The organism is Evansella tamaricis, from assembly GCF_019042215.1.
GTDB lineage: Bacteria > Bacillota > Bacilli > Bacillales > Salisediminibacteriaceae > Evansella > Evansella tamaricis.
Genome location: NZ_JAHQCS010000029.1, coordinates 12151 through 36322, shown reverse-complemented (window position 1 = coordinate 36322; position 24172 = coordinate 12151). Strand labels below are relative to the sequence as shown.

Genomic DNA, 24172 nt, shown 5'->3' with positions numbered 1-24172 from the left:
GATCAAACTCTCCAATAAAGTGTTGAGTTTGACGACTAGCGTCAAGCCAAATTTTGGCTAATTGTTACTTCTTCATTGACGGGATATTTCATTATAGTAATTCATATCCCACTTCGCTTGGCTTTTTGTTTAGTTTTCAAAGGTCAATAATATAATGGTGGGCCTGAGTGGACTCGAACCACCGACCTCACGCTTATCAGGCGTGCGCTCTAACCAGCTGAGCTACAGGCCCTCAAGCAACATTTACAACTATAACATTGTCAATCAAACGATGCAAGAGGTAATTTATGGAGCGGGTGATGAGAATCGAACTCACATCATCAGCTTGGAAGGCTGAGGTTTTACCACTAAACTACACCCGCATTTATAAAATATATAACTGGTCGGGAAGACAGGATTTGAACCTGCGACCCCTTGGTCCCAAACCAAGTGCTCTGCCAAGCTGAGCTACTTCCCGATATATGGCGCGCCCGAGAGGAGTCGAACCCCTAACCTTCTGATCCGTAGTCAGACACTCTATCCAATTGAGCTACGGGCGCACACCAATTAAAATGATAACTTTTATATTATAGTAGTACGTTTGGTGCGGTCGAGAGGATTTGAACCTCCACGGGGTTAACCCCCACTAGGCCCTCAACCTAGCGCGTCTGCCGTTCCGCCACGACCGCAAATAGTTAATTTGTCCTTCGTTTAACTACTAATTATCTTTTTCACAGAATCTATTTTAACGACGGAATTAATACTTTACACGACGTTTGACTTTTTGTCAATAACAAAACCAAAAATAAAAAAACATCTTGGTGCGGGTGAAGGGAGTCGAACCCCCACGCCCGAAGGCACTAGATCCTAAGTCTAGCGCGTCTGCCAGTTCCGCCACACCCGCACAAATATATAAACTAAATGGCGGTCCCGACGGGAATCGAACCCGCGATCTCCTGCGTGACAGGCAGGCATGTTAACCGCTACACCACGGGACCACATTTTGTTTTGCATTTTAAAATAAAATGGTGGAGGATGACGGGCTCGAACCGCCGACCCCCTGCTTGTAAGGCAGGTGCTCTCCCAGCTGAGCTAATCCTCCGCAGCGTTGTTGATGCATATTCAGGGATGTTCCCTGTCTCTTCCTCTACTAGTTTTGCTCTGACGTTTATCCGTCGAGACAACTCGTAGTTCTTTCTTCGGAGTGCAGCTCGTAGCTGAGCTAATCCTCCGCAGCGTTGTTGATGCATATTCAGGGATGTTCCCTGTCTCTTCCTCTACTAGTTTTGCTCTGGCGCTTATCCGTCGAGACAACTCGTAGATGTTTCTTCGAAGTGCAGCTCGTTGCTGAGCTAATCCTCCGCAGTGTTAAACAACATATCCCAGGCACCAGTAATGGTAGTAAAAGAAGTCTATGGTGACCCGTACGGGATTCGAACCCGTGTTACCGCCGTGAAAGGGCGGTGTCTTAACCGCTTGACCAACGGGCCGTTTATATCAATAGTAATATGAGACTGGCGGAGAAGGAGGGATTTGAACCCTCGCGCCGCTCACACGACCTACACCCTTAGCAGGGGCGCCTCTTCAGCCACTTGAGTACTTCTCCGAATGGCTCCACAGGCAGGACTCGAACCTGCGACCGATCGGTTAACAGCCGATTGCTCTACCAACTGAGCTACTGTGGAATAATACATGCTTTTTCAAAAAGGACTTTAATTATTTTAAAACAAGAAAACGGCATATGTCAATATCCGTTTACCTCTGTTTTATCTGTGCTTGTCTTATAAGCGACTTTTATAATGTACCACAATAAAAAATTAACGTCAATATATTATCAAGAGATTGTGTTTACCTTTTTTATCCACCCTTTACACTTTCCACATACATATTTATTCGTATCAAATTGTCTTCTTCGCTTAAATTCAATACCGCATTTTGTACATTGATAAACATGTAATTTCTTTGATTTGTTTTTTAGGTCAGGTAAGGTTTGACAATGTCTCGCTCCACCTACTTGACTTAGTAGACTTTTGAAATCCAGATCTTTATGTTTATAACCCTTTCCTTCTATATGAAGGTGGTAATGGCAAAGTTCATGCTTAATGATTTGAATCAATTCATTTTCTCCAAAGTGTTCAAGATGCTTGGGATTAACTTCTATATGATGATCTAATAAAGAGTATCTTCCACCTGTCGTTCTTAAACGGGGGTTGAAAAATGCTTTATGTTTAAATGGTTTGTGAAAATACTCAATAGATATTCCTTCGGTTAATTCTTGCAATTGACGGTTATTCATTCACGCTTCCCCTTTAATTAAGTCAATAAACTTTTTATACTTATACAGCATTCAGAATAAATAAGTGAATTAATATCTAACAACAAATGTTTTAATATAGAAGCAATAAGACAAATTGACCTTGTTTTAAGAATAACAAATCCAAGCAATTGAACATATAGTTAAATAAACAGATTACAACCCTGAAGTTGAAAGGAGGAGTATCAATGCCTTCCTGGCTTCAAAGGCAGTTGGAAGAAGCATATATTAAAAAGGATACTCGGAGGATCAAACTCTTAAACCAATGTTGGTTTTATTATAAACAGACACCCCCTATTTCCTCTACAAAAACATATCAATCTGATTAATAAAGAACATACTTTCAGAAAAACACCACGTAAATAGAGGTCACTGAATAAGTATTAAACAACTTTTTTAGTGCCCTCCCTAAATAACAACTATATAAAAAGAGACTGGGACAAAAGTGTTTTAATCAATGAAAAATCCAAGCAATCAATAGCTACGGAAATATACTTCGCTATCGTTGTGTATTGTTCGGATTTTCAATTAAACACTTTAGTTATGTCCCAGCCCACTCATTTTTTTAAGAAGTCACTGTCTGTTTCTCTGGTTGAAGCATTGTCAATGCAATTCTGCCTTTCTTCCTATCCACATCTTCCACCCAAACAGTCACCACATCGCCAACAGAGACTATTTCCATAGGATGCTTTACAAATCGATTAGCTAGTTTTGAGATATGGACTAGTCCATCTTCCTTCACACCAATATCAATAAAAGCTCCAAAATCAACCACATTTCTTACAGTACCTTGAAGTTCCATTCCACGGGACAAATCCTCTAAAGTTAATACATCTGTTTTCAATAGCGGTTTAGGGACATCATCACGGGGATCGCGACCAGGTCTAGAAAGTGCATCTAATATGTCTTTTAATGTCGGGACACCGACATCGAACTGTTCCGATAATTCATTCACATTGATATGCTGTAGTTTATCCTTTACAGCATCTGTTCCCAACTCTTCTGCCGAAATATTTAAATGTTTCATTAAGTCTTTAGTTACTCCATAACTTTCAGGATGAATACTTGTTCTGTCTAATGGATGCTTACCATCTATTATCCGTAAAAAACCTATGCATTGCTCGTAAGTTTTAGCACCTAAACGGGGGACCTTCTTAAGTTGAGCCCTGCTTACGTATTTCCCTTCCTCTTCACGGAACTTAATAATGTTATTTGCAACTGCCTTTGACAGGCCAGCAACATATTGCAACAAGGAAGAGGATGCTGTGTTGACATTAACACCAACCTTATTTACCACTGTCTCCACAACAAACGTTAGTGAATGATTTAATTTTGATTGAGTAACATCATGTTGATACTGTCCAACACCAACAGACTTTGGATCAATCTTCACAAGCTCAGCTAGTGGATCCTGGATCCTACGGGCAATAGATACAGCACTTCTCTCCTCCACTTGCAAGTCAGGAAATTCCTCTTTTGCAACCTTAGAGGCTGAGTAAACACTAGCTCCAGCTTCATTAACAATTAAATAGAAGAGCTTTTCATCCAATTCTTTCATAACATCAACCACAAATTGCTCTGTTTCCCTTGAGGCGGTTCCATTTCCCACTGCTATCATTTCAATATTATAATTCTTAATGAATTGAATTACTTTTTTCTTCGCTTCTTCCACTTGATTACGGGGAGGTGTTGGATAAATGACATCAATAGCCAAAACTTTCCCTGTTTCGTCTACCACAGCTAATTTACAGCCCGTCCGATAGGCTGGGTCAATTCCCAGTATTATTCGGTCTTTAAGAGGGGGTTGTAATAACAGATTACGTAAATTTTCAGAGAAAATATGGATAGCCTGCTCTTCAGCCTTTTCAGTCACTTCATTCCGAATTTCCCTTTCAATAGAAGGTTCAATAAGTCGTTTATACCCATCTTCGATCGCAAGAAGTAATTCTTCTTTAGCTATCGTTTCTTTTCCGTGAATGATTTGTCTCTCGATCCAAGCAAGTACTTGATCCCGAGGAGGAACAATGGAAACCTTAAGGACATCCTCATTTTCTCCACGATTTAATGCTAGAACTCTGTGAGGAACAATTCGTTTAACTTCTTCTTCATAATCATAATACATTTCGAAAATACCTTTTTCATCTTCCGCCTTCGCTTTTTTCTCTGCCTTCATTTTACCTTGATTGAAAGTCATATTTCTCACATGTTTTCTAATATCCGCATCATCGGATATGTACTCGCTAATAATGTCTTTCGCTCCTTGGAGAGCTTCTTCTATAGTATGTATTTCATGTTCCTCACTTAAAAATTTCTCCGCTTCTAATGTAACATTACCATTCACCGGTAATGAAAATATCCACTGTGCTAACGGTTCTAACCCCTTCTCTTTTGCGACCGTTGCTTTCGTTCGACGCTTCTGCTTATAAGGACGATATAAGTCCTCCACTTCTTGTAGTTTCGTAGCTTTCTCAATATTCCCTTGAAGTTCAGAAGTAAGTTTACCTTGTTCATCTATTAGTCGGATCACTTCTTCTTTTCGGTTATTTAGATTTGTTGCATACGTCCACGCCTCTAAAATACTTCTAATCTGATCCTCGTCCATCCCACCAGTCATCTCTTTTCGATACCGGGCAATAAATGGTACTGTATTTCCATCTTCGGATAGTTCAATAACACTTTTGACACGATCCTGTTTTAATTGAGTTTGTTTAGTTACAATTGATAGATTTAAAAATTGTTGTTCTGTCCACTCCATATTATATAATACCCTCCATTTCTACAAATAAAAAAAGTTACCTATCTCGTATTGATTATACTTGAATCATTCACGAATGTTAACCTGCTGCAACTTGGTGATGAAAAGGAAACAATCAATTTTAAAACCACCGAACGAAATCGGTGGTTATTTAATCGTACTATTATCAATTTTTCCTATTAGTAAAGCCGTATCGTCATTGGTGTCTTCCATCAATTCAACTAACTGGTGTAGGGTGTCTTTAGGAGAATCCATTTTTGATAAAATGGAATGATAACCTGGATTAAAATGAAAACCATCCGTGTATAAAACAAAAGTCATCCCTTTTTCGTAAGGGATCCTTTGAATTCTTATTTTTTGCTTTTTCCCAGAAAGATAACCCCTTGAAGGTACTGGTCGATCTAGCTTTCCATCAGGAGAGTAGAAATTACAACCTATATTCCCAACATTACTGTAAGTAATTTCTTGTTCATTAATATCGATTCTAAGAATGGAAAGAACCGCACCACGTCTTTGTACTAAAACACGATTACACTTGTCCATCAAAAAAAGAACATCTTCTCCATGGTCATTTTTTATCGCTTCAATAACTGCAGTGGAGGAATTCATTGCCTCTTCCCCGCTACCTAAACCATCCGCCATTGCACATAAAATATAATCTTTTGTCCTCGTTACAAAGAAAGAATCCCCAGAACACCAATTTCCTTTTTTAGCAGCTTTATACGTACTCACTTCTACTCCATTAAGATCTTGATGTTCTATCATCACAGACACTCCGTTGGTTCTACTCGAATAGATTCTCTTAATTTTTGAAGCGCCCTTCGTTGAAGTCTCGAAACATGCATTTGGGATATCCCTAACTTATCTCCCGTTTCCTTCTGACTTAAATTTTCATAATAAGTCAGTTCAAGTATTTCTTTTTCGCGATTTGTTAACACGGAAAATGCTTTTTCTAAGAGGAGCTGCTGGTCGGTTTTTTCATATCCCTTTTCTGTTGCACCTACTAGATCCAACAAAGTTACAGCACTACCTTCATCATCTGCCTCGATAGAGCGGTCTACAGAGAGGGCTTGATAGCTTTTCCCCATCTCCATCGTTTCCAAAACTTCTTCCTCGGAAACACCAATATGTGAGGCAATCTCGTCTACCCTTGGAGATCTTTGAAGCTCAGTAGTTAATTCTTCTACAGAACTTTTTATTTTCGGGCCTAATTCCTTTATTCTTCGCGGAACATGTACACTCCACGTTTTATCTCTAATGAATCTTTTTATTTCACCGACGATGGTTGGAACTGCAAATGATTCAAAACTACGTCCAAAAGATGGATCAAACCTCCGCAAAGCCGCTAATAAACCTAACATTCCGACTTGGATTAAGTCCTCGTCATGCCGCTGCCCTTTGGAAAACTTTCTTGCAAGGGCATGAACAAGACTCTCAAATTCAATAACAAGTTTTGTTTGAACTTCTTCATTTCCACTTTTTTGAAACTCTTCGATCCAATTCATTACTTCTTCCCTATTGTTTAGGTGCTTCTGTTGAGATCCCGTTGTCATTTTGTTCCACCCCATCTCTTTGTAGGAACTTTGTCATTGTGATGACTACACCTGAATCTCCAATTATTTCAACCTTATCCATCAAAGTCTCAATTAAAAAAAGGCCTAGTCCTCCTTCCTTCAATTCCCTAATAGGGCGATCTGATTGAACAGGACCTTTTCCATTTTTAAAGGAATTAACATCAATGTCTCCTCCTTTATCTGCCACCATTAACTCCAAACGATTATCATAAACGGCACAAGTCACCATCATTAATGCATCCTCTTGCCCATCTTCATAAGCATGATTAACAACATTCGTGCACGCTTCTGCCACTGCTATTTTTATGTCTTCAATATCATCATAGGTATACCCTAGGCGGTTGGCAACTCCAGATACAGTTAACCTAACAACACCTACATATTCTGGTTTAGCAGGCATTTTCATTTCTATGAAATCAGATGTTTGGGCCATTCTTAAACTTCCTCCCTTTGATCCGAAACAATTTCTATTATTTCATCAAGACCTGTAATTTCAAATAATCTCTTCACTCTAGCATTTGCTCCACAAATCGTTATCGTACTATTTGATTTATCCGTCGCTTTCAATGCTCCAATAAATATCCCCAAGCCTGTACTATCAATATAATTAATATTGGATAAGTCCACTACAATCTTTTTTTCCTTTTGTTCAGCCAGTGGGTATAAGGACTCTTTCAAAGTAGGGGCAGTATAAACATCCACTTCCCCCTTTAAGAAAACAACAGTTTCCCTATTACCTTCCTTGATATCTACTTTCAAGTTCATATTTTCCATCCTCCTGCAATCAAGTGACGTTATTTTCTTTACCCCGTCTCTCCACTTTTTAAACATTCCTGCGCAGAATTAAGAGTGTAAAATCATCGTTCAGCTTAAAGTCTTGAATTTTTTCCAACTCCGAAAACACTTGATCCACCATTAATTGTGCTGGTAAATGCTTATATTTACGTAAAAGTTGTGTTATTTGCTTTATATCAATAAACTCATCTTCAATACGGCATTCTGTAACACCATCTGAAAGGAGAACGATAAAATCACCTGGTTCCAGATCCTGATAATATTCTTCATAACGAACCTTAGAAGAAACACCCAATACTAATCCTTTTGTTTTTAGCTCTCGAAAAGTATCTGATTCTGCACAGTAGAATAAGCAAGGTTCATGACCTGCACTCGAATAATGGAACCGATGAGCTTTAGGATCATATGAGCCATAAATCATTGTAATGAACATATCATCGTCGATATTACGAGCTACAACTCGATTTAAGTTTTCCAGTAAAGCAGCAGGCTGTAATCGTTGCTCCGGTAAGCTATCTATTGCGTATTTTATCATTGACATACACATAGCCGCAGGAACCCCTTTACCTATAACATCTGCTACAGCTGCACCAATATGACCTTGTTCATCTATGAAGTAATGATAGTAATCCCCACTCATTTTACCCGCAGGAACACTAATAACACCAAAATCAACTGAGTTTAGTTCTATTTTCCCACTTGGTAATAAGGATTGTTGCATTCTAGCGGCAACAGTAAGTTCAGATTCTAATTGCCGTTGCCTGTCCCGTAAACTCAGATGTTCCCGATGGGCAAGACCATAACCTATCATTACTTCTAATAAAATATCGAAGGAATCAATAAAGTCAGTAACAGCCTCATTATTCATTTGTTGGAGTTCTTGTATTACAGATTTATGCAGACTGATTACTTCTTCTGGAGACATATCCTTTTCAAGCATTTCTTTACTAAATTGTTGTGCAGAATATAGTGTATGCTCACTCTTACTTTTTAAATAATTGTTTAGCATTTCTTTATATAAATGGTACATCGTTAGCTTTGTATCTTCCAACGATACTTCCCCCTTTATCGGAGCCATTTAATTACTGTAATTTTTGTTCCACTATTCACTTCAGAATCTATTTTAAAATCATCCATTAACCGTTTAACTCCTGGAAGACCTGCTCCTAATCCACCTGAAGTGGTAAAACCATCTTCCATCACTCTTCTAACGTCTTTAATTCCGGGGCCATCATCTATTGCTAAGATTTTAATTCCCCGCCTCCCTGAATCCGTTAATTCTTCTATATGAATTTGCCCTTTGTTAGCATACAGGTAAATATTTCTGGCCAATTCTGAAATCGCAGTTGTAATTCTCGCTTGGTCCACGGAACCAAACCCGATTTCCCGAGCGAGTTTACGTCCCGCCTGTCGAGCGGCAACAATCCCCCACTCACTATTTATATCAACATGGGTTTGGACTTGCATAGTCAACCCTCCAATTCAGATTGGAGTTTATCCAACCCTTGTTCGAGATCCAAGGCAGTTGGAACCTCATCCAAAACGATGCCCATATCGATAAGCGTAATTGCTACCGCTGGTTGAATTCCAGTTAGAACGACCTTCGCACCCATTAAATTTGACATATCTACTACATCACCTAAAACTTTAGCAATAAATGAATCTATCATTTCCACGGAGGTGAGATCGATTACTACTCCCCTAGAACCCACTTCATGTATTTTATTTAATACATCCTCTTGGAATTTCAATGCTGTCTGATCATCTAACTCTACTTGAACAGAAATCAATAAATAATCATGTAATTTAAGGATTGGAATTCTCATAGGTAATTCCTCCTTGCTCAGAAATTTCAATAATTTCCCGTTTCGTCAATTGAAGTGCCGTTTCAATTCCTTTCTTTAAAGTACTCTTTGTTGGAAATCTACCTAGATCTATACCTAAATTAACAATAGTTTGGGCAATTTCAGGCCTAATTCCAACAAGAATACATTTCGCACCTACTAACCTTACCGCTTCCGAAGCTTGTATAATATGGTGTGCTACCATCGTATCTACTACCGGAACCCCAGTTATATCAATCAATACCACTTCTGCCCGATGTTCGATAACACCTTCTAGAAGGTTTTCCATAATTAATTTTGCACGTTCCGTATCAATCGTTCCAATAAGTGGCATTACACTAATCTTTTCAAACACGGGAATTAATGGGGCAGACAGCTCTTTTAAAGCCATTTTTTGTAAAAACACAGTATTCTCCCAAGACCCTGAATATTCATTCACAAGAATATTCACAATCTCATCTATCCAATTTTCTATCTCTTGGAAGAATTCAATGCTTTTACTGTAATTTTCTTCTGCTTTGGATAATGTTTCAACGGTTACTTTACGAAAGGCTTGTAATCCCCTAGTGATATAATTTAATGGCCAACCCAATTGAATCAGGCGCTCCGCGTAAAGGATTAAATCTTTATAAATATCGTCCTTTCCATTTTGCACGGTCAAAAAAAGCTTGTCTACAAACTCTCTGTTCGTATTTTCATAGACTTTATTTGTAATGCTTTGTAAATTATCCTCTGATCTAAATTTCGATACTTCCTCTAGCCAATAATCGATAATAGAAGTCTGATGTGATAATATGGCATCCCTAGTTTTTGAATTCATGAATGATTTCCCCACCCTTACATTACAATGATAATCTTATTATTCCATTGATTACATTTGATTGCAACGAATCTGAGATATAATAAGCTTTCACTTTTCTCTAATAATTGAATATTATGTAAAAATGTATATTATTATCCCAACACTGTTCAGAAAGTGAAAAAAGTTGCTATAAAAATAGCAACTTTTCCTGTAACAATCGATATCAAAAGTCAATTAAACCTAAGCTAATCATCAAGGCATCATTCACTTTCGCCATCATATCGTCATCTAAATGTGTAATTTTATCCGTTAATCTCTGCTTGTCAATCGTTCTAACTTGTTCCAATAAAATAACGGAATCACGATCAAAGGCATACCGCTTTGCATTGATCTCAACATGTGTAGGCAATTTCGCCTTTTGGATTTGAGCAGTAATCGCTGCAACGATAACAGTTGGACTAAATCGATTACCGATATCATTTTGGATGATTAAAACTGGCCGAATCCCCCCTTGCTCGGAACCGACAACGGGTGAAAGATCTGCGAAATAAACGTCACCGCGTTTTACAATCAATCCGTTACACCCCACTTACTAAGCGATCCAACGTGAGCTCGGCTTCCTCCTCAGCAAGAAAGGCTTCCGTCGCAATGTTTAAATTAATCTTTGACATTTCCATGTAGCCTTGTTGCATCGTTTCACGAATTTGTTGTTTCTTATGCTCTTTCAAATACATTTTTGTAGCCTTATGAATAATTTCACTACGATTGACCTTTTGTTGTTCTAGCATACCATCTAACTCATTTATTAAGTGCTGTGGCAAGCTTACCATAATTTTTTTTGTGCTATCTTCAGACACAAAAAACACCTCCAGGGCAACATCAACCATTTTTTATCCTTTTTAATCATATCACTTGAACTACTGTATTGCAAAGTGACTTTTGTATCTTCCGCCTAAGTTTTTCGTCAAAACAATTCAAAATCCATTATTTTTCTTTTAAAACCTCATTTTTAATATTGAAAATCCCATTATTTTCAATTACAACTCTCGGAACCCGATAACTAATTGTACAAGGCACTTCATAGTTTATCGTATCCAGTCGTTTTGCCACTTCATCCATGGGGATATGTTGCTCTCCTTGTTTCCCTATCAATGTAACTTTTGTTCCTACAGGTACAAAAGTCGGAACGGTTACCATCATTTGGTCCATACAAATACGTCCAACGATTGGTACCCTATTCCCATTAATAAGTACTTCACCACCACTATTCGCCCGGATCCAACCGTCTGCGTACCCAATTGGAATCGTAGCCACCCATTCAGAATCCGTTGTGCGGTATGTCGCACCATAGCTAACACCATGTCCCTTTGGTATTTGTTTAATGTGAGACACTCTACTATGGAGTGAAAATGCTTCTTTTAAAGGAAAAGGGAGTAAATCTCTCATTTCTTCAGAAGGTGTTAAACCATACATAGCGATTCCAACACGTACCATATTATATAATTCCTGATGAAATCTGAGTGTTGTTGCACTATTGCCACAATGTTTCACTGGAATATCTTTGCCCAATTCCCTTTCAAACCAATTAACCATTTTTTCAAAACTCTCTTGCTGTTTCCTATAATACGTTGTATCAAGTTCATCTGCAGTTGCAAAATGTGTGTAAATTCCCTCTACTTCGAAGTTAGAATATTTATTAAGACTACTGATTAAAGCATTTCCTTCTTCTTCCGATCTTATACCAATTCGACCCATACCAGTATCAATTTTCACATGGAGGATAACTTTTTTGGTGAGATGGGTTAAAGATGCAACTTTTTCAACCCATTCCCCATGAAAAGCAGTTAATGTAATATTATTCTCAATGGCGATGTCCACATATTCTGGCTTAACATAACCCATTACTAGTACCGGATCTGTAATACCAGCTTTTCGGATTGCTAACGCTTCGTCAAGAATTGCTACACCTAAAGAAGATGCTCCCGCTTCAATCGCAGCTTTTGCTACCTCCACAGCACCATGACCATATCCATTCGCCTTAACAGCAGCCATAAATTTTACATTATCAGGAATAAGGCGCTTTATGTTTTTTACATTTTCTTTAATTGCATCCAGATTTATTTCAGCCCAAGTGTCGCGATAATACTCTACCATGGTGTTCCTCCAATCATTCACTTCCACACATTATTGTACAACATTATTATCTTCAATCCCAAATGTGTCAAATGTGAAGGAACTAAGAGGAAAAAACAGGCCCCTTTGGAGCCTGTAATGATTCCTATTTTTCTTCTGTTCCATAAACACTTCTGGCCACTGCAATCATGTCTTCTTCGCTCAAATATTTTGACGCTAAAAAGAAATCAGTTCCTTTATATGACCATGAAATTGATTTAGTTTCTCCATCATTCATCATGGCACCAAAAGTAAACCCTAAATCTACAGGTTCCCCTTGGGAAATATGGACTGGAGCAGTTGCATCTACGTATCGGCTTTGTTGTTGGACAAGTGTGTATGCCTGCTCTCCCTCATAGGTGATAATCACACGTTTCCCATCCTCTGTTCGCAGTTCTTCCACATTTGGATACCCTGCCCCCTGAGGATTATACATTGGATAAAAAACAGTAAAGGGTTCTTCCATCTCCCCTTCGGCCATCGTAGGCACATTACTGTTCAGTTGGGCACCTGTCATATTCCGATCCATATCGAAATCACTGTCACCAAATGATGCGTTCATTTCAAAATCGGTGAACTCTACTTGAACAAGGACTTTCAAATCCACGTCCATTATTTTCACAGATGCAGGTGTCAGGTCTTTTTTATTGAGCATTATTTCTTGCTGATTAAGATGTTTGTTCGTATAATTCGTGTTAGTTTGGAATACATAATGTTCTTCTGTTGCTGAAAACGATGATTCTGGATCCATTAAAATATCATTAATAAGAGATTCGTACAGATACACTTGGCTATTATTCTCAGGCCAATCACTTTGGAATCTAAAACTCTTGTTTAGTGCTGGTGTAAGAACAAAAACACCCTCATCGTTGCGTAATATTATTTGACTCTGATCTTTTTCCGCATTACTTAAGGCTACGCGGTAAAATGTAGGAGTTTTATACGAAACCTCCACATGATATACTTGAGGTTCATCCCCTGTTTGAAGAGTCATCTCCGCTTCTGCCTTATATCCAGTAAGGTCATCTAAAACAGCATCTAAATCGTTAATGACATCTTCTTGACTTTTTTCACCACAAGCAGCTAATAACCACGTAAATGCCGCAAGCACTACGAGTAAGGAAATGATTTTCTTCATTTACTCAACCCCTTTGTCACTTTTCGACGACAAAGGAGGGATATGTCGTTACGAATGGTAACGGGTAGAATGGATTATCTTCCCAATATTTCCCAGGATGTCTGTAGCTGTAACACTTAAACCATCCTGCGTTTTGACCAACTTGTCAGCTGTTTTACCATGAATGAATACGGCGTTACATAATGCCTCTAATATAGATTGGTGTTGAAGCAGAAACCCAAGGATAATCCCCGTCAGTACATCCCCTGAACCACCCTTGGCTAAAGATGGATTCCCTGATTGGTTAACCCATTGCATACCACTTGGAGAGGTTACAATAGTGTAAGGTCCCTTTAATACAACATACATTCCAAACGTTTTCGCAAATGTTTTAGAAACCTCAAACCGATGCTTTTCTATTGTAGCAGTGGAAAGACCAGTCAACCTTCCCATCTCACCGGTGTGAGGTGTGATGATAGTTGGACCAGCGCGTCTGCCACCCTTCCATTTAGGAAGTTCTTTAGATAAATGGAATAGTCCATCCGCATCAATTACTAAAAGGCCTTCGTAATGTTCAAAGGATTCAAATAATGAATACTCATTCCTTCTTCCCATCCCTGGACCAATAGCAATTCCATAAAAAAGATTGAGAGATAGCTCATCATATAAATTGTTGGTTTTTATCTCCCCATCTAAACTGGGTAAGGAACGAAACGTTGCTTCTGTTGAGTTTTGTGAAACGATTGGAAGGATCTCTTCTGGAACAGCCAGAGTTGTTAAACCGGTTCCTGATCTTAAGCACGCATTAGTAGTTAAGATTGGAGCTCCAGGCATGAACTGGGATCCTCCGATGATGAGTGCTTTTCCATTAGACCCTTTGTGGGCATTAGGTTTTCGATTTGGAAGTGTCTTCTGAACGATTGTTTCAATGATTAACTTCCTAGTACCTGCATGTTTTTCCAATGCCTTTTTAGGAATTCCTATATCCAAGACTTTAACATCCCCAAAATAGGGAGCAAATGGAAAAATAAAATTTGTTATTTTTGGTGCTTGAAACGTGTATGTTTCATCGGCTTTTATTCCGCTCCCATCAAACGAATCGTCCACTTCCAACACGGGGATACCGCTTGGTACATCAACAGAAATGATTCTTCCATTCACCTTATTCACCAATTCAATGATTTCCTTGTAAGGTGAGCGTGGTGTTCCCTTGATCCCTGTTCCTAATAAGGCATCGATGACTACCGTATAGTTTTGAAGTTTCCATTCCATTTGTTCCTCAACATTTTTATATGGAATCCATGTATACCCTACCCTTTCGAAGATACGTTTCTGGTTTGAGGCCATTCCACGTATTTTTTCTTCAGGTGGGATTAAAAAGACATCCACTTCATAACCTGATTCCTTTAAGGACCTCCCTATCACAAATCCGTCTCCACCATTATTACCAGTTCCAATCAATATCGCCACCTGATCCCCTTCTGTTAAATGAGGGATTAATTGACGACAAAAGCTTGCCCGGCACTTTCCATTAACGCTTCTTCACTCAAACCAATTTCATCCATGGTATAGCGGTCAATTCGGTGCATCTCTTCACCCGTTACCACGTACATTTTAGTTTCCCTCCCATCCGCACTATCACTATATGAGGCTGTCCTAGACAATATGCAGACTAGCATGACTAGCTATGAATATTCTGACTCAATCCTCAATAACTACTTGGGCTGCTGCATAGGTTGCAGTGTGTGTAATAGACAGATGTGCCTTCCCTCCCGAGGTATTTTTTGTATGTATTTCTGGCTTTCCTTTCAAATCATTTATTATCTCTATATCTTGAAAAGATATCTCTTTTCCAATACCATAACCAAGCGCTTTCGAATACGCTTCCTTTGCTGAAAATCTTCCTGCCAAATATTCAATCTTTCGTTGATCTTTTAAGGTTAGAAAGTAATCGTATTCCCGTTCTGTTAAAACCCGCTTGGCAAATGAAGGTTTACGATCATACAGTGATCTTATTCGTTCTAACTCCACAAGATCTAAACCAATGCCCACTATCAATTCTTGTCCCCCCAAAACCATTTTCTTTAGTTTACCATTGTTACTATCATATTACATTTCACATGGTGATAAGAGAAGTTAATAGGATGTATCGATAAACATATGGTAAAATGAGTGCAAAAATAATAAATAAACTTGCAGAAACTTTTTAAAGGAGACGACATATGTTTGTTCGAAATGAAAGTTTTCAAGGATTCATTAGATCATATCCTATTATTACCGGTTTAGTTGCTATCCACATTATTCTTTATATTTGGGTCTACTTCCTCCCTTTTTTTGGGGGTACTGAAATTCGAAATTGGGGTATTGGAAGTAACCTCCATGTGGGGATGGGTGAATATTGGCGTTTAGTTACCCCTATTTTCTTACACGGTTCAATCACTCACATGCTATTTAATTCCTTTTCTCTCGTTTTATTTGGACCTGCGTTAGAAAGTTTATTAGGGAAATTTCGGTTTATCACAGCCTATTTTTTAACTGGAATTATCGCAAATATAGCAACCTTTTATCTGGGGGAACCAGTACTATTTCACTTAGGTGCTTCCGGTGCCATTTATGGACTATTTGGAATTTATCTCTATATGGTATTAAATCGTCAAGACCTTATTGACCAGGGGAACTCGCAAGTTATCATGACAATACTTGTTATTGGAGTGATTATGACCTTTGTAAATCCGGGGATTAATATCCTTGCTCATCTTTTTGGTTTACTTGCTGGAGCACTATTAGGTCCACTTATCTTGTACAAAGTCAGCAGATATGGTCAATATCGACGTGCCTCTGACACCGATGAAGTAACTTTTGATCCAAATCGATGGGAAAAAAAACGGAGAAATTTAGAAAAAATGAAAGTAGCTGCCATTGTTGTGGGAACGATCCTCCTTTTCTTCATTCTCCTTAGAATTATCTTTTAATAGTTATATTAAAAGCCATTCGAAGTGCCAAGTAGCGATTAAGAAGCATCTGAAAAAGTTTAAAAGCACTTTTTCAGTTTCAAAAAAACTAGCCTCTAGGCTAGTTTTTTGATTAAGTATAATTGACTATTCCACAAGTGCTACTAGTTCTGGTTTTATATTGAAGGAAACAATTGTACCTACTTCCACATCCTGTTCAATCGGTGCGTAGATGAGCATCGGTTCTTTAGATAAATGAGGTTCATTATGAAGTCTCACATATAATTCCTGATATTCCCCACCATAAGTGACTCGCTCCACCACACCACAGTATGCCCCTTTTTCTGTTAAGTGACATCCCTCTGGTCGAATGGACAGTTTAACCGTTTCTAACCGTTCTTTCCATTGTTCTGGCAAAGTGACTTTTCCAATATGGGTATGAATGTTCATCTTATCATCATCCATTATTCCCGTAAGTAGATTTGTCTTCCCGACAAATTGAGCAACAAAACAATTTTTCGGACAGCGGTACATTTCCCTTGGAGAAGCGATTTGCTGAATGATCCCGTCCTTCATGACTACAACACGATCTGAAACAGCAAAAGCATCCTTTTGGTCATGTGTCACAATAATGGCTGTGGTATTGGCTTTCCGAAGTATGTTTGTCACATCAAAACGCATTTTCTCCCTTAAACCCGCATCCAAGTTACTGAACGGTTCATCCATTAAAACGACATGTGGTTTTGGGGCTAACGCCCTGGCTAAAGCAACTCGTTGCTGTTGCCCACCAGATAATTGTGTAGGATAGCGGTTAGCATAACCTTCTAAGCCCACTAATTCCAGGACTTCTTTCGCACGTTGTTTCTTATCTCGGGCACTCCATTTACCTAGACCAAACATTACATTTTTCATAATAGTCATATGGGGAAACAATGCATAATCTTGAAAAACCATCCCGATTCCACGTTTTTCTGGCGGCAGTGATTGGGCTTCATTATATACTTCTTTTCCATCAATATGAATCGTTCCCTTATTAGGATGTTCAAATCCAGCAATCATCCTCAAGGTGGTTGTTTTCCCACATCCACTTGGTCCCAATAAAGTAATTATTTCACCCTTTTGGATAGTTAAGTTAAGTGAAGCTACAGCTGGATCAGCGGAACCATTAAAGTATTTTGTTAAATTTTCCAGTTGAATAAAACTCATTAAATCACTACCTCCCAGTTTTTCTTGGATGGTAAAAATTCTAGATTAGTAAGTTTATTAATTTAGAATTATTAAAAACAGTTGAGAATGATTTTCATTACAAGTTGAATTATATCATAAGGTAATTTTTTACGTCAACGATGTACAAAACCACTAACCAATGTTTTAAAACTTTTTATTCCTCCTTTTATAACCTTTTACAACATCACCATAGTGTAAATGTAAATTAATTTACAAAACTTCACCAATCTTTCACAAATTGACTCTCATCACACTTCTTTCATCCTTTATGATTATTTCGTGGGGATTGTTGAAGTATCAAGGGGAGTTTCCATTAAGGGAGAGGGGGAAGAAGAATGGGCAAATCCAACTTGGAAATGAAAACAAGTACTATAACTACGAAAAATAAAGAAGATCATTCATCATTAAAAGGAACATTATATTTTGTTTTATTCGTAGGTTCCTTTATCTTAGTTTCTTGGTTTGCAGTATTTTTCTTATATTTATCTCGGATTTAATTTCTTTGGAGGGGGCTAATCTCGATGCATTTACACAAGTACGAAAAGATTTGGCTTGTCTTTGGAATAGGTTCTCTGGCACTATTCTTAGCAGTATTAGGTGTAGCAGCTTTTGCATTTGGTCATCAACCACCTAGTCATATGACTACTGTGGATTCACAAAACTTAAGCGAAGATCCATTGTTTTCGGAACCTGGTTTAACTCAAATTAACGAGTCGACATATAGAGCAACATTAATTGCTCAAGCTTTTGGATACAATCCTAATAAAATTGAAGTGCCTGTGGGGTCTACGGTGATATTCGAGGTAACAAGTGCCGATGTTGTCCATAGCTTTACCATCCCAGGTACAAACGTCAATTTTATGGTAACGCCTGGACATGTGAATATGGCTGAGCATACATTTAATGAACCAGGAGAATACCTCGTCATTTGTAACGAGTATTGCGGAACTGGTCACCATTACATGCAAATGAGAATTGAGGTGATTTCGCAATGAGACAATCAAACGTAGTTATTGATTATAAATATGACAATGAGCCTGACATCAGTGTTGACCCTCGCGACGGAAAGCTTGGAATGGTTCACATCCACGTTGCATTCGTCGCCTTCATTATTGGTGTTTTCGGAGGACTATTACAGGGCCTTGCCCGGGGCGGAATGATACAATTACCAACGTGGTTAGGCTATTATCAGATTCTTACTGCACACGGAGTTTTACTTGCACTCGTTTTTACTACCTTCATTATTTACGGGTTTTTCTTTGCCGGTATGAGTAAAACACACGGGACATTTTCCTCTCGTTTGAGAAAAACCGGCTGGGTAGGATTTTACATTATGTTAGTTGGTACTTTAATCGCTACTGTACTTATTCTATTAAATGAGGCATCTGTATTATATACTTTTTATGTTCCATTACAAGGTCACTGGCTTTTTTATGCGGCCCTTGCTTTGGTCATTGTGGGCTCCTGGATCTCCGCAGTTGCACTTTTAACGCACTATTTCAAGTGGAAAAAGGCAAATCCCGATAAACCGACACCTCTGTTCGGATTTATGACAACCGCAACACTTATCCTTTGGATGGTGGCAGGTTTAGGAGTTGCTGCAACGGTCCTAGTACAAATCTTGCCTTGGGCTTTAGGGTTAACAAGTGAGGTAAATGTCTTATTAAGCCGTACTTTATTTTGGTATTTCGGACATCCTCTTGTATACTTCTGGATTATGCCTGCTTACATGGTATGGTATCTAGTTGTTCCAAAAGTAATCGGAGGCAGATTATTTAGCAGTTCCTTAGCCCGTTTAGCTTTTGTTTTATTCCTACTATTCTCCATACCAGTAGGGTTTCACCATCAATTAATGGAATCCGGAGTTACTGAGTTTTGGAAATATGTTCAAACTATACTGACATTTGTTGTTGTTGTACCTTCTTTATTGACTGCCTTTTCTATTTTTGCCACATTTGAACAAACGGCTAGAGAAAAGGGCGGAAAAGGGGTCATTGGTTGGATTAAAACACTACCATGGGGCGATGTCCGATTCTTTGCACCATTTATGGGAATGATCGTTTTTATTCCAGCAGGAGCAGGCGGAATCATCAACGCCAGTTTCCAGTTGAATTCCGTAGTCCATAACACCCTTTGGGTAGTAGGGCATTTCCATCTAACAGTTGGTACCACAGTATTACTTACCTTCTTTGGAATGGCTTACTGGTTAATTCCCGTTTTAACCGGCCGTAGATTTACTAAACATGCCAATCGTTGTGGAATTGTTCAAACTTGGCTATGGGTCATTGGTATGTTCTTAATGTCAGGTGCCATGCATATCCTAGGACTCTTTGGTGCTCCCCGGCGTACAGCGTATGCAACTTATGGAGATCATCCGCAAGCCTTGCAGTGGTTTGAAGGAATCTTTGCAAGTCATGTGACAGTTGCTATAGGTGGCGTCATATTAACTGCTGCTGGTGTACTAATGTTTTATAACTTTATTCACCTAGCTTTCTTAGCACCGAAAGGACATACGGAATTCCCGATGACACCGGATCCCGTGGATACACCAAACACACCTGCATATTTGGAAAACTGGAAACTCTGGATTGGTATTGCTGTTGTTCTTATCCTATTTGCATACACGATTCCAATATATGAAATGATAGTGAATGCACCACCGGGATCACCTCCATTTAACTTTTTAATAAAATAAATGATTAAGAAAAGCACAAACGCCTAGGCTCACGAGAATAGAGCAGTGCAGGAATGACAACTTGAAGTCCACTCTTTGACTTCTGTTGTCACTTCCGAAGTTCCCCGTAGCAAGTAGAAAGGGACTGAAAAAGTGGAAAAGCACCACTTTTTCAGTGCCCTTGCGAGTAGGCGGTGGAGCTCGACAATGCCCGAGGTTCAAAAATTTCGCTTTCTTACCTCTTTAAAAAGGCTGTTTTCAGTGATGGTATTCATTACGAGAAACAGCTTTTTTGTCCCTATTCTGCCTGCCTTATTTCACAAAAAAACTGCTATTTTTCCGAATAATTTAGTGGTAACATGAAAAGGTAATTCGTATAGAAGAAAGAGGTGTGCACATGAATACTACTCAACTTACCGTATTAGCAATTAAATATATGAGAGAAGCAAAAAAAGAATCGTTACAGACAGTACTAGAGGAGCTGCACCCGTATGATCTTGCTGAATTATATCGCGCTCTGCCTGAGAAACATCATTTCCGATTCCTGACCTATCTAACTTCGAAGCAAATTGCAGACCTTTTAATGGAATTAGAACAAGAGATTCAGATGGAAGTATTACATAAATTAGGCATTGAAAAATCTTCAAAAGTTATGGATATTATGGATAACGATGACTTAGCTGATATGCTTAGTGAAATTTCCGAAGAAAAATTAGAAGAGTACTTATCAGCAATGCATAAAGATGAGTCTAAATCGGTTCAACAACTCATGAGCTATCCCCCTGAAACAGCTGGGGGAATCATGACCAATGAATTTGTTTGGATAAGGGATTATTATTCTGTTCGCGAAGCCGTTGATAAATTTAAGACCTTTGCTGGATTAACCCGCAATATTTATTACCTTTACGTTATTGATGAAAATAAAAAACTGGTCGGGGTTGTTTCCTACCGGGATCTTCTTTTAGCCGATCTTAATGAAAAAATTGAAGATATAATGTTTAGTCGTGTTCTCTCTGTCCCAATAGAGATGGATCAGGAGGAAGTGGCACAACTAATCCAAAGGTATGATTTTTTGGCAGTTCCTGTGGTAGATGAAAAAAATGTATTAAAGGGAATCGTTACGGTTGATGATGTTATAGACGTATTTATTGAAGAAGCTAATGAAGATATTGAAAAATTATCAGCATCCGGTAAATCGATTGATTTTAGTACTAAAGCCACAACGGCATCGTTCAGAAGATTACCTTGGCTCATTTTACTTTTATTTATTGGGCTAATTACCGGCAGTATATTAGATGGATTTGAGCAAACCTTATCGCAAGTCGTTGCCTTAATCTTTTTTATGCCAATGATAGCCGGTATGACCGGAAATACTGGGACTCAATCTTTGGCCGTAGTTGTTCGGGGACTTGTAACCAATACACTGGAAAAGAGAACAATCCTGAAATTAGTTTGGCGCGAATTTAAAGTAGGTACCATGATAGGGATTACATGTGGGCTATTAGTCTTTACTGTTGCATCCATATGGCAAGGTGACCTTGTTTTCGGAATGATTGTCGGGATTTCACTTTTAATTACCTTGATTATCGGAACGATGGCCGGTACAATCATCCCCCTTATTCTTTATCGAATAGGTATTGATCCTGCTGTAGCATCGGGCCCTTTAATTACAACATTAAATGATATTTTCTCCCTATTGATATATTTTGGGATAGCAACAACCTTTCTGCACCTTTTAATATGAACGAATGACTTAGTTAATCGCTATTGGATTAGGAATAGAAAAAGAGGCTTGGACATAACTAAAATGGTTAATTGAAATCCGAACAATACACAACAATAGCGAAGTATATTACTATTATTTCGTTCGGATTTTTCATTAATTAAAACACTTTTGTCCTAGCCTCTTTTTTATATGATGATTGTACCGTTAATAGGATGTTATTATAATAACTTTTCTCCAAATAATGATCCAATAAGACCTACGGCTGCTTCTGCCGTTTGATTCTTATTATCTAAAATTGGATTAACTTCCACAAACTCAGTAGACGTGATGATATCCCGTTCTGCAAGCATTTCCATTGCAAGATGCGCTTCGCGATAGGTTGTACCACCTATTACAGGAGTTCCAACTCCTGGAGCGTCGTGGGGATCTAATGCATCAAGATCTAAACTTAAATGTACCCCATCTGTTTTTTTGGTAACGTGAGCAATGGCTTCTTCCATCACATTCGTCATCCCTAATCGGTCAATTTCGTGCATTGTAAAAACTTTGATCCCTTTTTCTCTAATCAGTTCTTTTTCCCCTTCATCTAGAGATCTGGCACCTACGATGACAATGTTCTCTGATTTGATCTTTGGTGCATATCCTCCAATTTGAGTAAGGGAGGAATCACCGATTCCTAAACATACAGCCAATGGCATACCATGAATGTTACCCGATGGTGAAGTGTCACCAGTATTTAAATCTCCATGAGCATCATACCAAATGACACCTAAGTTCTCATATTTATTTGCTACCCCTGCTAAAGAACCTATTGCAATACTATGATCTCCTCCGAGAACCAACGGAAAATTACCCTCTTCCACTACTTTAGATACGGCATTTCCTAAGCTCTCATTTGCTTTCACCACTTCATCTAGATCCTTTAAATTTTTTTCATTCTTTACATCTAACTTACCAGGACGGCCAATTTCCACATCTCCACGGTCATCCACTTCATACCCCAAAGACTCTAGACGCTGTATTACCCCTGCGTATCTCATTGCACTTGGTCCCATATCTACTCCACGGCGAGTTTGCCCTAAGTCCATAGGAACACCAATAATTGAGACTTTCTTTTTCACTGTTTGCCACCCCTTTACCATTGAACACTCTTAATTTATGATATTCCCAAAAGACTCTATTGATCTAGTATTCTACTTGGAAAAGAGACCCTGAACCGCAAAACGAATATTTTGTGGACGCTCTGCTAAACGGCGCATGAAATACCCATACCAGTCCTCTCCAAATGGAACATAAATTCTCATTTTATACCCATCATCAGCTATTTCCTTTTGCAGTTCTGTTCTAAAACCATACAGCATTTGGAATTCAAATTGCTCTTTTGGTATGTTATGTTCTTTCGTAAAAGATTGAATTTCTGCAATCACATTGTGATCATGAGTAGCAATTGCTGTATAACTACCGTTCAGAAGATGAATTTTAATTATATTTAAGTAGTTCTTGTCAACCTCTTCTTGTTTTTGATAGGCAACTTGAGGAGATTCCTTATATGCACCTTTGATGAGACGAAGGTTAATACCCTTTAAATCTCGCAGGTCCTTTTCAGCCCGGAAAAGGTAGGCTTGAATGGCTGTTCCAACATTATCATAAGATTTCCTTAATTCATGCAATAAATCTAAAGTCGCATCAAGATGTGAAAAATCTTCCATGTCTATTCTCACAAAATTATTGTGCTTTTTTGCAGTTTCTAAGATTCGCAACATGTTATCACGACATAAATTTCTGTCAACATCTAACCCAAGAGAAGTGAGCTTCAACGATAGATTACAATCTACTTTTGCTTCCGCAATGGCCTCTAGTGTTTTCACACATACGTCAGCAGATGCAATGGCCTCTTCCTCACTGTAGACAAACTCACCTAAATGATCCACCGTACACGAAAGTCCAGTTTCATTTAGCTTTTTTACCGTTTCTACTGCATCAGCAATGGTTTCCCCTGCGATGACCTGCCTAACTGTACCAAATTTCGGTCCCCATTTCATCGCTCTATTTTTCACAAATTTATTCTGGGATAAAAACAGGAAAAAATTTCTTGTTATCATCACCATTCAACCCCTTTCCTTCTCACGTACTTTATTCCCCAAACAAACGTGATTTTCTTTACTTATATTTTATTTTTATATTCTTTAAAGAGGAGAGATCGTCTCTTTACGAAATCTCCTCCATTTTAAATAGATTACTA

Annotated in this window: 25 protein-coding genes and 11 tRNA genes; 6 read left to right on the top strand and 30 right to left on the bottom strand. The window is 38.5% G+C overall.

Going from position 1 to position 24172, the window contains the following annotated elements; all coding sequences use genetic code 11:
* Positions 1-155 precede the first annotated feature (155 nt).
* The 12 genes from KS419_RS01575 to KS419_RS01520 form a co-directional block, all read right to left on the bottom strand.
* Positions 156-232, bottom strand: a tRNA-Ile gene (locus KS419_RS01575).
* A gap of 56 nt (positions 233-288) precedes the next feature.
* Positions 289-362, bottom strand: a tRNA-Gly gene (locus tag KS419_RS01570).
* A gap of 18 nt (positions 363-380) precedes the next feature.
* Positions 381-457, bottom strand: a tRNA-Pro gene (locus KS419_RS01565).
* A gap of 5 nt (positions 458-462) precedes the next feature.
* Positions 463-539 (bottom strand) — tRNA-Arg (locus tag KS419_RS01560).
* Between the two features lie 42 nt (positions 540-581).
* Positions 582-668, bottom strand: a tRNA-Leu gene (locus KS419_RS01555).
* Positions 669-798: 130 nt separating this feature from the next.
* Positions 799-883, bottom strand: a tRNA-Leu gene (locus KS419_RS01550).
* 18 nt (positions 884-901) lie between these two features.
* Positions 902-977 (bottom strand) — tRNA-Asp (locus KS419_RS01545).
* Positions 978-1005: 28 nt separating this feature from the next.
* Positions 1006-1081 (bottom strand) — tRNA-Val (locus KS419_RS01540).
* Between the two features lie 313 nt (positions 1082-1394).
* Positions 1395-1469: transfer RNA gene (locus KS419_RS01535), tRNA-Glu, on the bottom strand.
* A gap of 25 nt (positions 1470-1494) precedes the next feature.
* A tRNA-Ser gene (locus KS419_RS01530) sits at positions 1495-1585 on the bottom strand.
* A gap of 3 nt (positions 1586-1588) precedes the next feature.
* Positions 1589-1664, bottom strand: a tRNA-Asn gene (locus tag KS419_RS01525).
* Positions 1665-1813: 149 nt separating this feature from the next.
* The gene (locus KS419_RS01520) at positions 1814-2275 is read right to left on the bottom strand and encodes a SprT family protein (RefSeq protein ID WP_217064334.1); all 462 of its coding nucleotides are present in this window, start codon (positions 2273-2275) and stop codon (positions 1814-1816) included.
* A gap of 206 nt (positions 2276-2481) precedes the next feature.
* Between KS419_RS01520 and cmpA the strand changes: the two genes are divergently transcribed.
* Complete coding sequence (gene cmpA / locus KS419_RS01515; RefSeq protein WP_217064333.1) at positions 2482-2622, top strand: cortex morphogenetic protein CmpA; 141 nt, start codon at positions 2482-2484, stop codon at positions 2620-2622.
* 236 nt (positions 2623-2858) lie between these two features.
* Here cmpA and KS419_RS01510 read toward each other — a convergent pair whose 3' ends face one another.
* The 15 genes from KS419_RS01510 to acpS all read right to left on the bottom strand — a co-directional run bounded on the left by KS419_RS01510 (position 2859) and on the right by acpS (position 15410).
* The gene (locus KS419_RS01510) at positions 2859-5048 is read right to left on the bottom strand and encodes a Tex family protein (protein ID WP_217064332.1); all 2190 of its coding nucleotides are present in this window, start codon (positions 5046-5048) and stop codon (positions 2859-2861) included.
* A gap of 147 nt (positions 5049-5195) precedes the next feature.
* Complete coding sequence (locus KS419_RS01505) at positions 5196-5813, bottom strand: SpoIIE family protein phosphatase (protein WP_217064331.1); 618 nt, start codon at positions 5811-5813, stop codon at positions 5196-5198.
* Positions 5813-6601 (bottom strand): RNA polymerase sigma factor SigB, encoded by a 789-nt coding sequence (gene sigB / locus KS419_RS01500; protein ID WP_217064330.1) that lies wholly within the window; start codon positions 6599-6601, stop codon positions 5813-5815. Before sigB ends, KS419_RS01505 begins: the two co-directional genes overlap by 1 nt.
* On the bottom strand, positions 6564-7055 hold the full coding sequence (rsbW, locus tag KS419_RS01495) for an anti-sigma B factor RsbW (RefSeq protein ID WP_217064329.1): 492 nt from the start codon (positions 7053-7055) through the stop codon (positions 6564-6566). The genes sigB and rsbW overlap by 38 nt, the downstream gene beginning before the upstream one ends.
* A gap of 2 nt (positions 7056-7057) precedes the next feature.
* On the bottom strand, positions 7058-7387 hold the full coding sequence (locus KS419_RS01490; RefSeq protein WP_217064328.1) for an STAS domain-containing protein: 330 nt from the start codon (positions 7385-7387) through the stop codon (positions 7058-7060).
* A gap of 58 nt (positions 7388-7445) precedes the next feature.
* Positions 7446-8468, bottom strand: a complete 1023-nt coding sequence (locus KS419_RS01485; protein WP_246593597.1) for a PP2C family protein-serine/threonine phosphatase — start codon at positions 8466-8468, stop codon at positions 7446-7448.
* A 14-nt stretch (positions 8469-8482) separates the two neighbouring features.
* Positions 8483-8884: an anti-sigma regulatory factor gene (locus tag KS419_RS01480; protein WP_217064327.1), complete on the bottom strand. Its 402-nt coding sequence runs from the start codon at positions 8882-8884 to the stop codon at positions 8483-8485.
* A gap of 2 nt (positions 8885-8886) precedes the next feature.
* Positions 8887-9243, bottom strand: coding sequence for an STAS domain-containing protein (locus KS419_RS01475; protein ID WP_217064326.1), 357 nt, complete (start codon positions 9241-9243; stop codon positions 8887-8889).
* The gene (locus tag KS419_RS01470) at positions 9224-10081 is read right to left on the bottom strand and encodes an RsbT co-antagonist protein RsbRA (protein WP_217064325.1); all 858 of its coding nucleotides are present in this window, start codon (positions 10079-10081) and stop codon (positions 9224-9226) included. Before KS419_RS01470 ends, KS419_RS01475 begins: the two co-directional genes overlap by 20 nt.
* A 205-nt stretch (positions 10082-10286) precedes the next feature.
* Positions 10287-10637, bottom strand: a complete 351-nt coding sequence (locus KS419_RS01465) for a type II toxin-antitoxin system PemK/MazF family toxin (protein ID WP_217064324.1) — start codon at positions 10635-10637, stop codon at positions 10287-10289.
* Between the two features lie 4 nt (positions 10638-10641).
* The gene (locus tag KS419_RS01460; RefSeq protein ID WP_217064323.1) at positions 10642-10950 is read right to left on the bottom strand and encodes a CopG family ribbon-helix-helix protein; all 309 of its coding nucleotides are present in this window, start codon (positions 10948-10950) and stop codon (positions 10642-10644) included.
* A 97-nt stretch (positions 10951-11047) separates the two neighbouring features.
* The gene (gene alr / locus KS419_RS01455) at positions 11048-12217 is read right to left on the bottom strand and encodes an alanine racemase (RefSeq protein ID WP_217064322.1); all 1170 of its coding nucleotides are present in this window, start codon (positions 12215-12217) and stop codon (positions 11048-11050) included.
* Between the two features lie 124 nt (positions 12218-12341).
* The gene (locus KS419_RS01450; protein ID WP_217064321.1) at positions 12342-13373 is read right to left on the bottom strand and encodes a LolA family protein; all 1032 of its coding nucleotides are present in this window, start codon (positions 13371-13373) and stop codon (positions 12342-12344) included.
* A gap of 48 nt (positions 13374-13421) precedes the next feature.
* Positions 13422-14849: an NAD(P)H-hydrate dehydratase gene (locus KS419_RS25420; RefSeq protein WP_380085857.1), complete on the bottom strand. Its 1428-nt coding sequence runs from the start codon at positions 14847-14849 to the stop codon at positions 13422-13424.
* 204 nt (positions 14850-15053) lie between these two features.
* Positions 15054-15410, bottom strand: coding sequence for a holo-ACP synthase (gene acpS, locus KS419_RS01440; RefSeq protein ID WP_217064319.1), 357 nt, complete (start codon positions 15408-15410; stop codon positions 15054-15056).
* A 164-nt stretch (positions 15411-15574) separates the two neighbouring features.
* Here acpS and KS419_RS01435 point away from each other — a divergent pair, with 164 nt between their 5' ends.
* Complete coding sequence (locus KS419_RS01435) at positions 15575-16324, top strand: rhomboid family intramembrane serine protease (RefSeq protein ID WP_217064318.1); 750 nt, start codon at positions 15575-15577, stop codon at positions 16322-16324.
* A gap of 126 nt (positions 16325-16450) precedes the next feature.
* Here KS419_RS01435 and KS419_RS01430 read toward each other — a convergent pair whose 3' ends face one another.
* On the bottom strand, positions 16451-17509 hold the full coding sequence (locus KS419_RS01430) for an ABC transporter ATP-binding protein (RefSeq protein ID WP_217064317.1): 1059 nt from the start codon (positions 17507-17509) through the stop codon (positions 16451-16453).
* Between the two features lie 356 nt (positions 17510-17865).
* On the opposite strand from KS419_RS01430, the gene KS419_RS01425 reads away from it, so the two are divergent.
* From KS419_RS01425 to mgtE, 4 genes are all read left to right on the top strand, one after another.
* On the top strand, positions 17866-18027 hold the full coding sequence (locus tag KS419_RS01425) for a cytochrome c oxidase subunit 2A (protein ID WP_246593596.1): 162 nt from the start codon (positions 17866-17868) through the stop codon (positions 18025-18027).
* 24 nt (positions 18028-18051) lie between these two features.
* Complete coding sequence (locus KS419_RS01420) at positions 18052-18525, top strand: cytochrome c oxidase subunit II (protein ID WP_217064316.1); 474 nt, start codon at positions 18052-18054, stop codon at positions 18523-18525.
* Positions 18522-20225: a b(o/a)3-type cytochrome-c oxidase subunit 1 gene (locus KS419_RS01415; RefSeq protein WP_217064315.1), complete on the top strand. Its 1704-nt coding sequence runs from the start codon at positions 18522-18524 to the stop codon at positions 20223-20225. Before KS419_RS01420 ends, KS419_RS01415 begins: the two co-directional genes overlap by 4 nt.
* A gap of 376 nt (positions 20226-20601) precedes the next feature.
* The gene (gene mgtE / locus KS419_RS01410) at positions 20602-21948 is read left to right on the top strand and encodes a magnesium transporter (protein WP_217064314.1); all 1347 of its coding nucleotides are present in this window, start codon (positions 20602-20604) and stop codon (positions 21946-21948) included.
* A 200-nt stretch (positions 21949-22148) separates the two neighbouring features.
* Here the strand turns inward: mgtE and rocF are convergent, their stop codons facing one another.
* On the bottom strand, positions 22149-23072 hold the full coding sequence (gene rocF, locus KS419_RS01405) for an arginase (RefSeq protein WP_217064313.1): 924 nt from the start codon (positions 23070-23072) through the stop codon (positions 22149-22151).
* A gap of 51 nt (positions 23073-23123) precedes the next feature.
* Positions 23124-24038, bottom strand: coding sequence for a proline dehydrogenase family protein (locus tag KS419_RS01400; RefSeq protein ID WP_281419754.1), 915 nt, complete (start codon positions 24036-24038; stop codon positions 23124-23126).
* Positions 24039-24172: the final 134 nt, after the last annotated feature.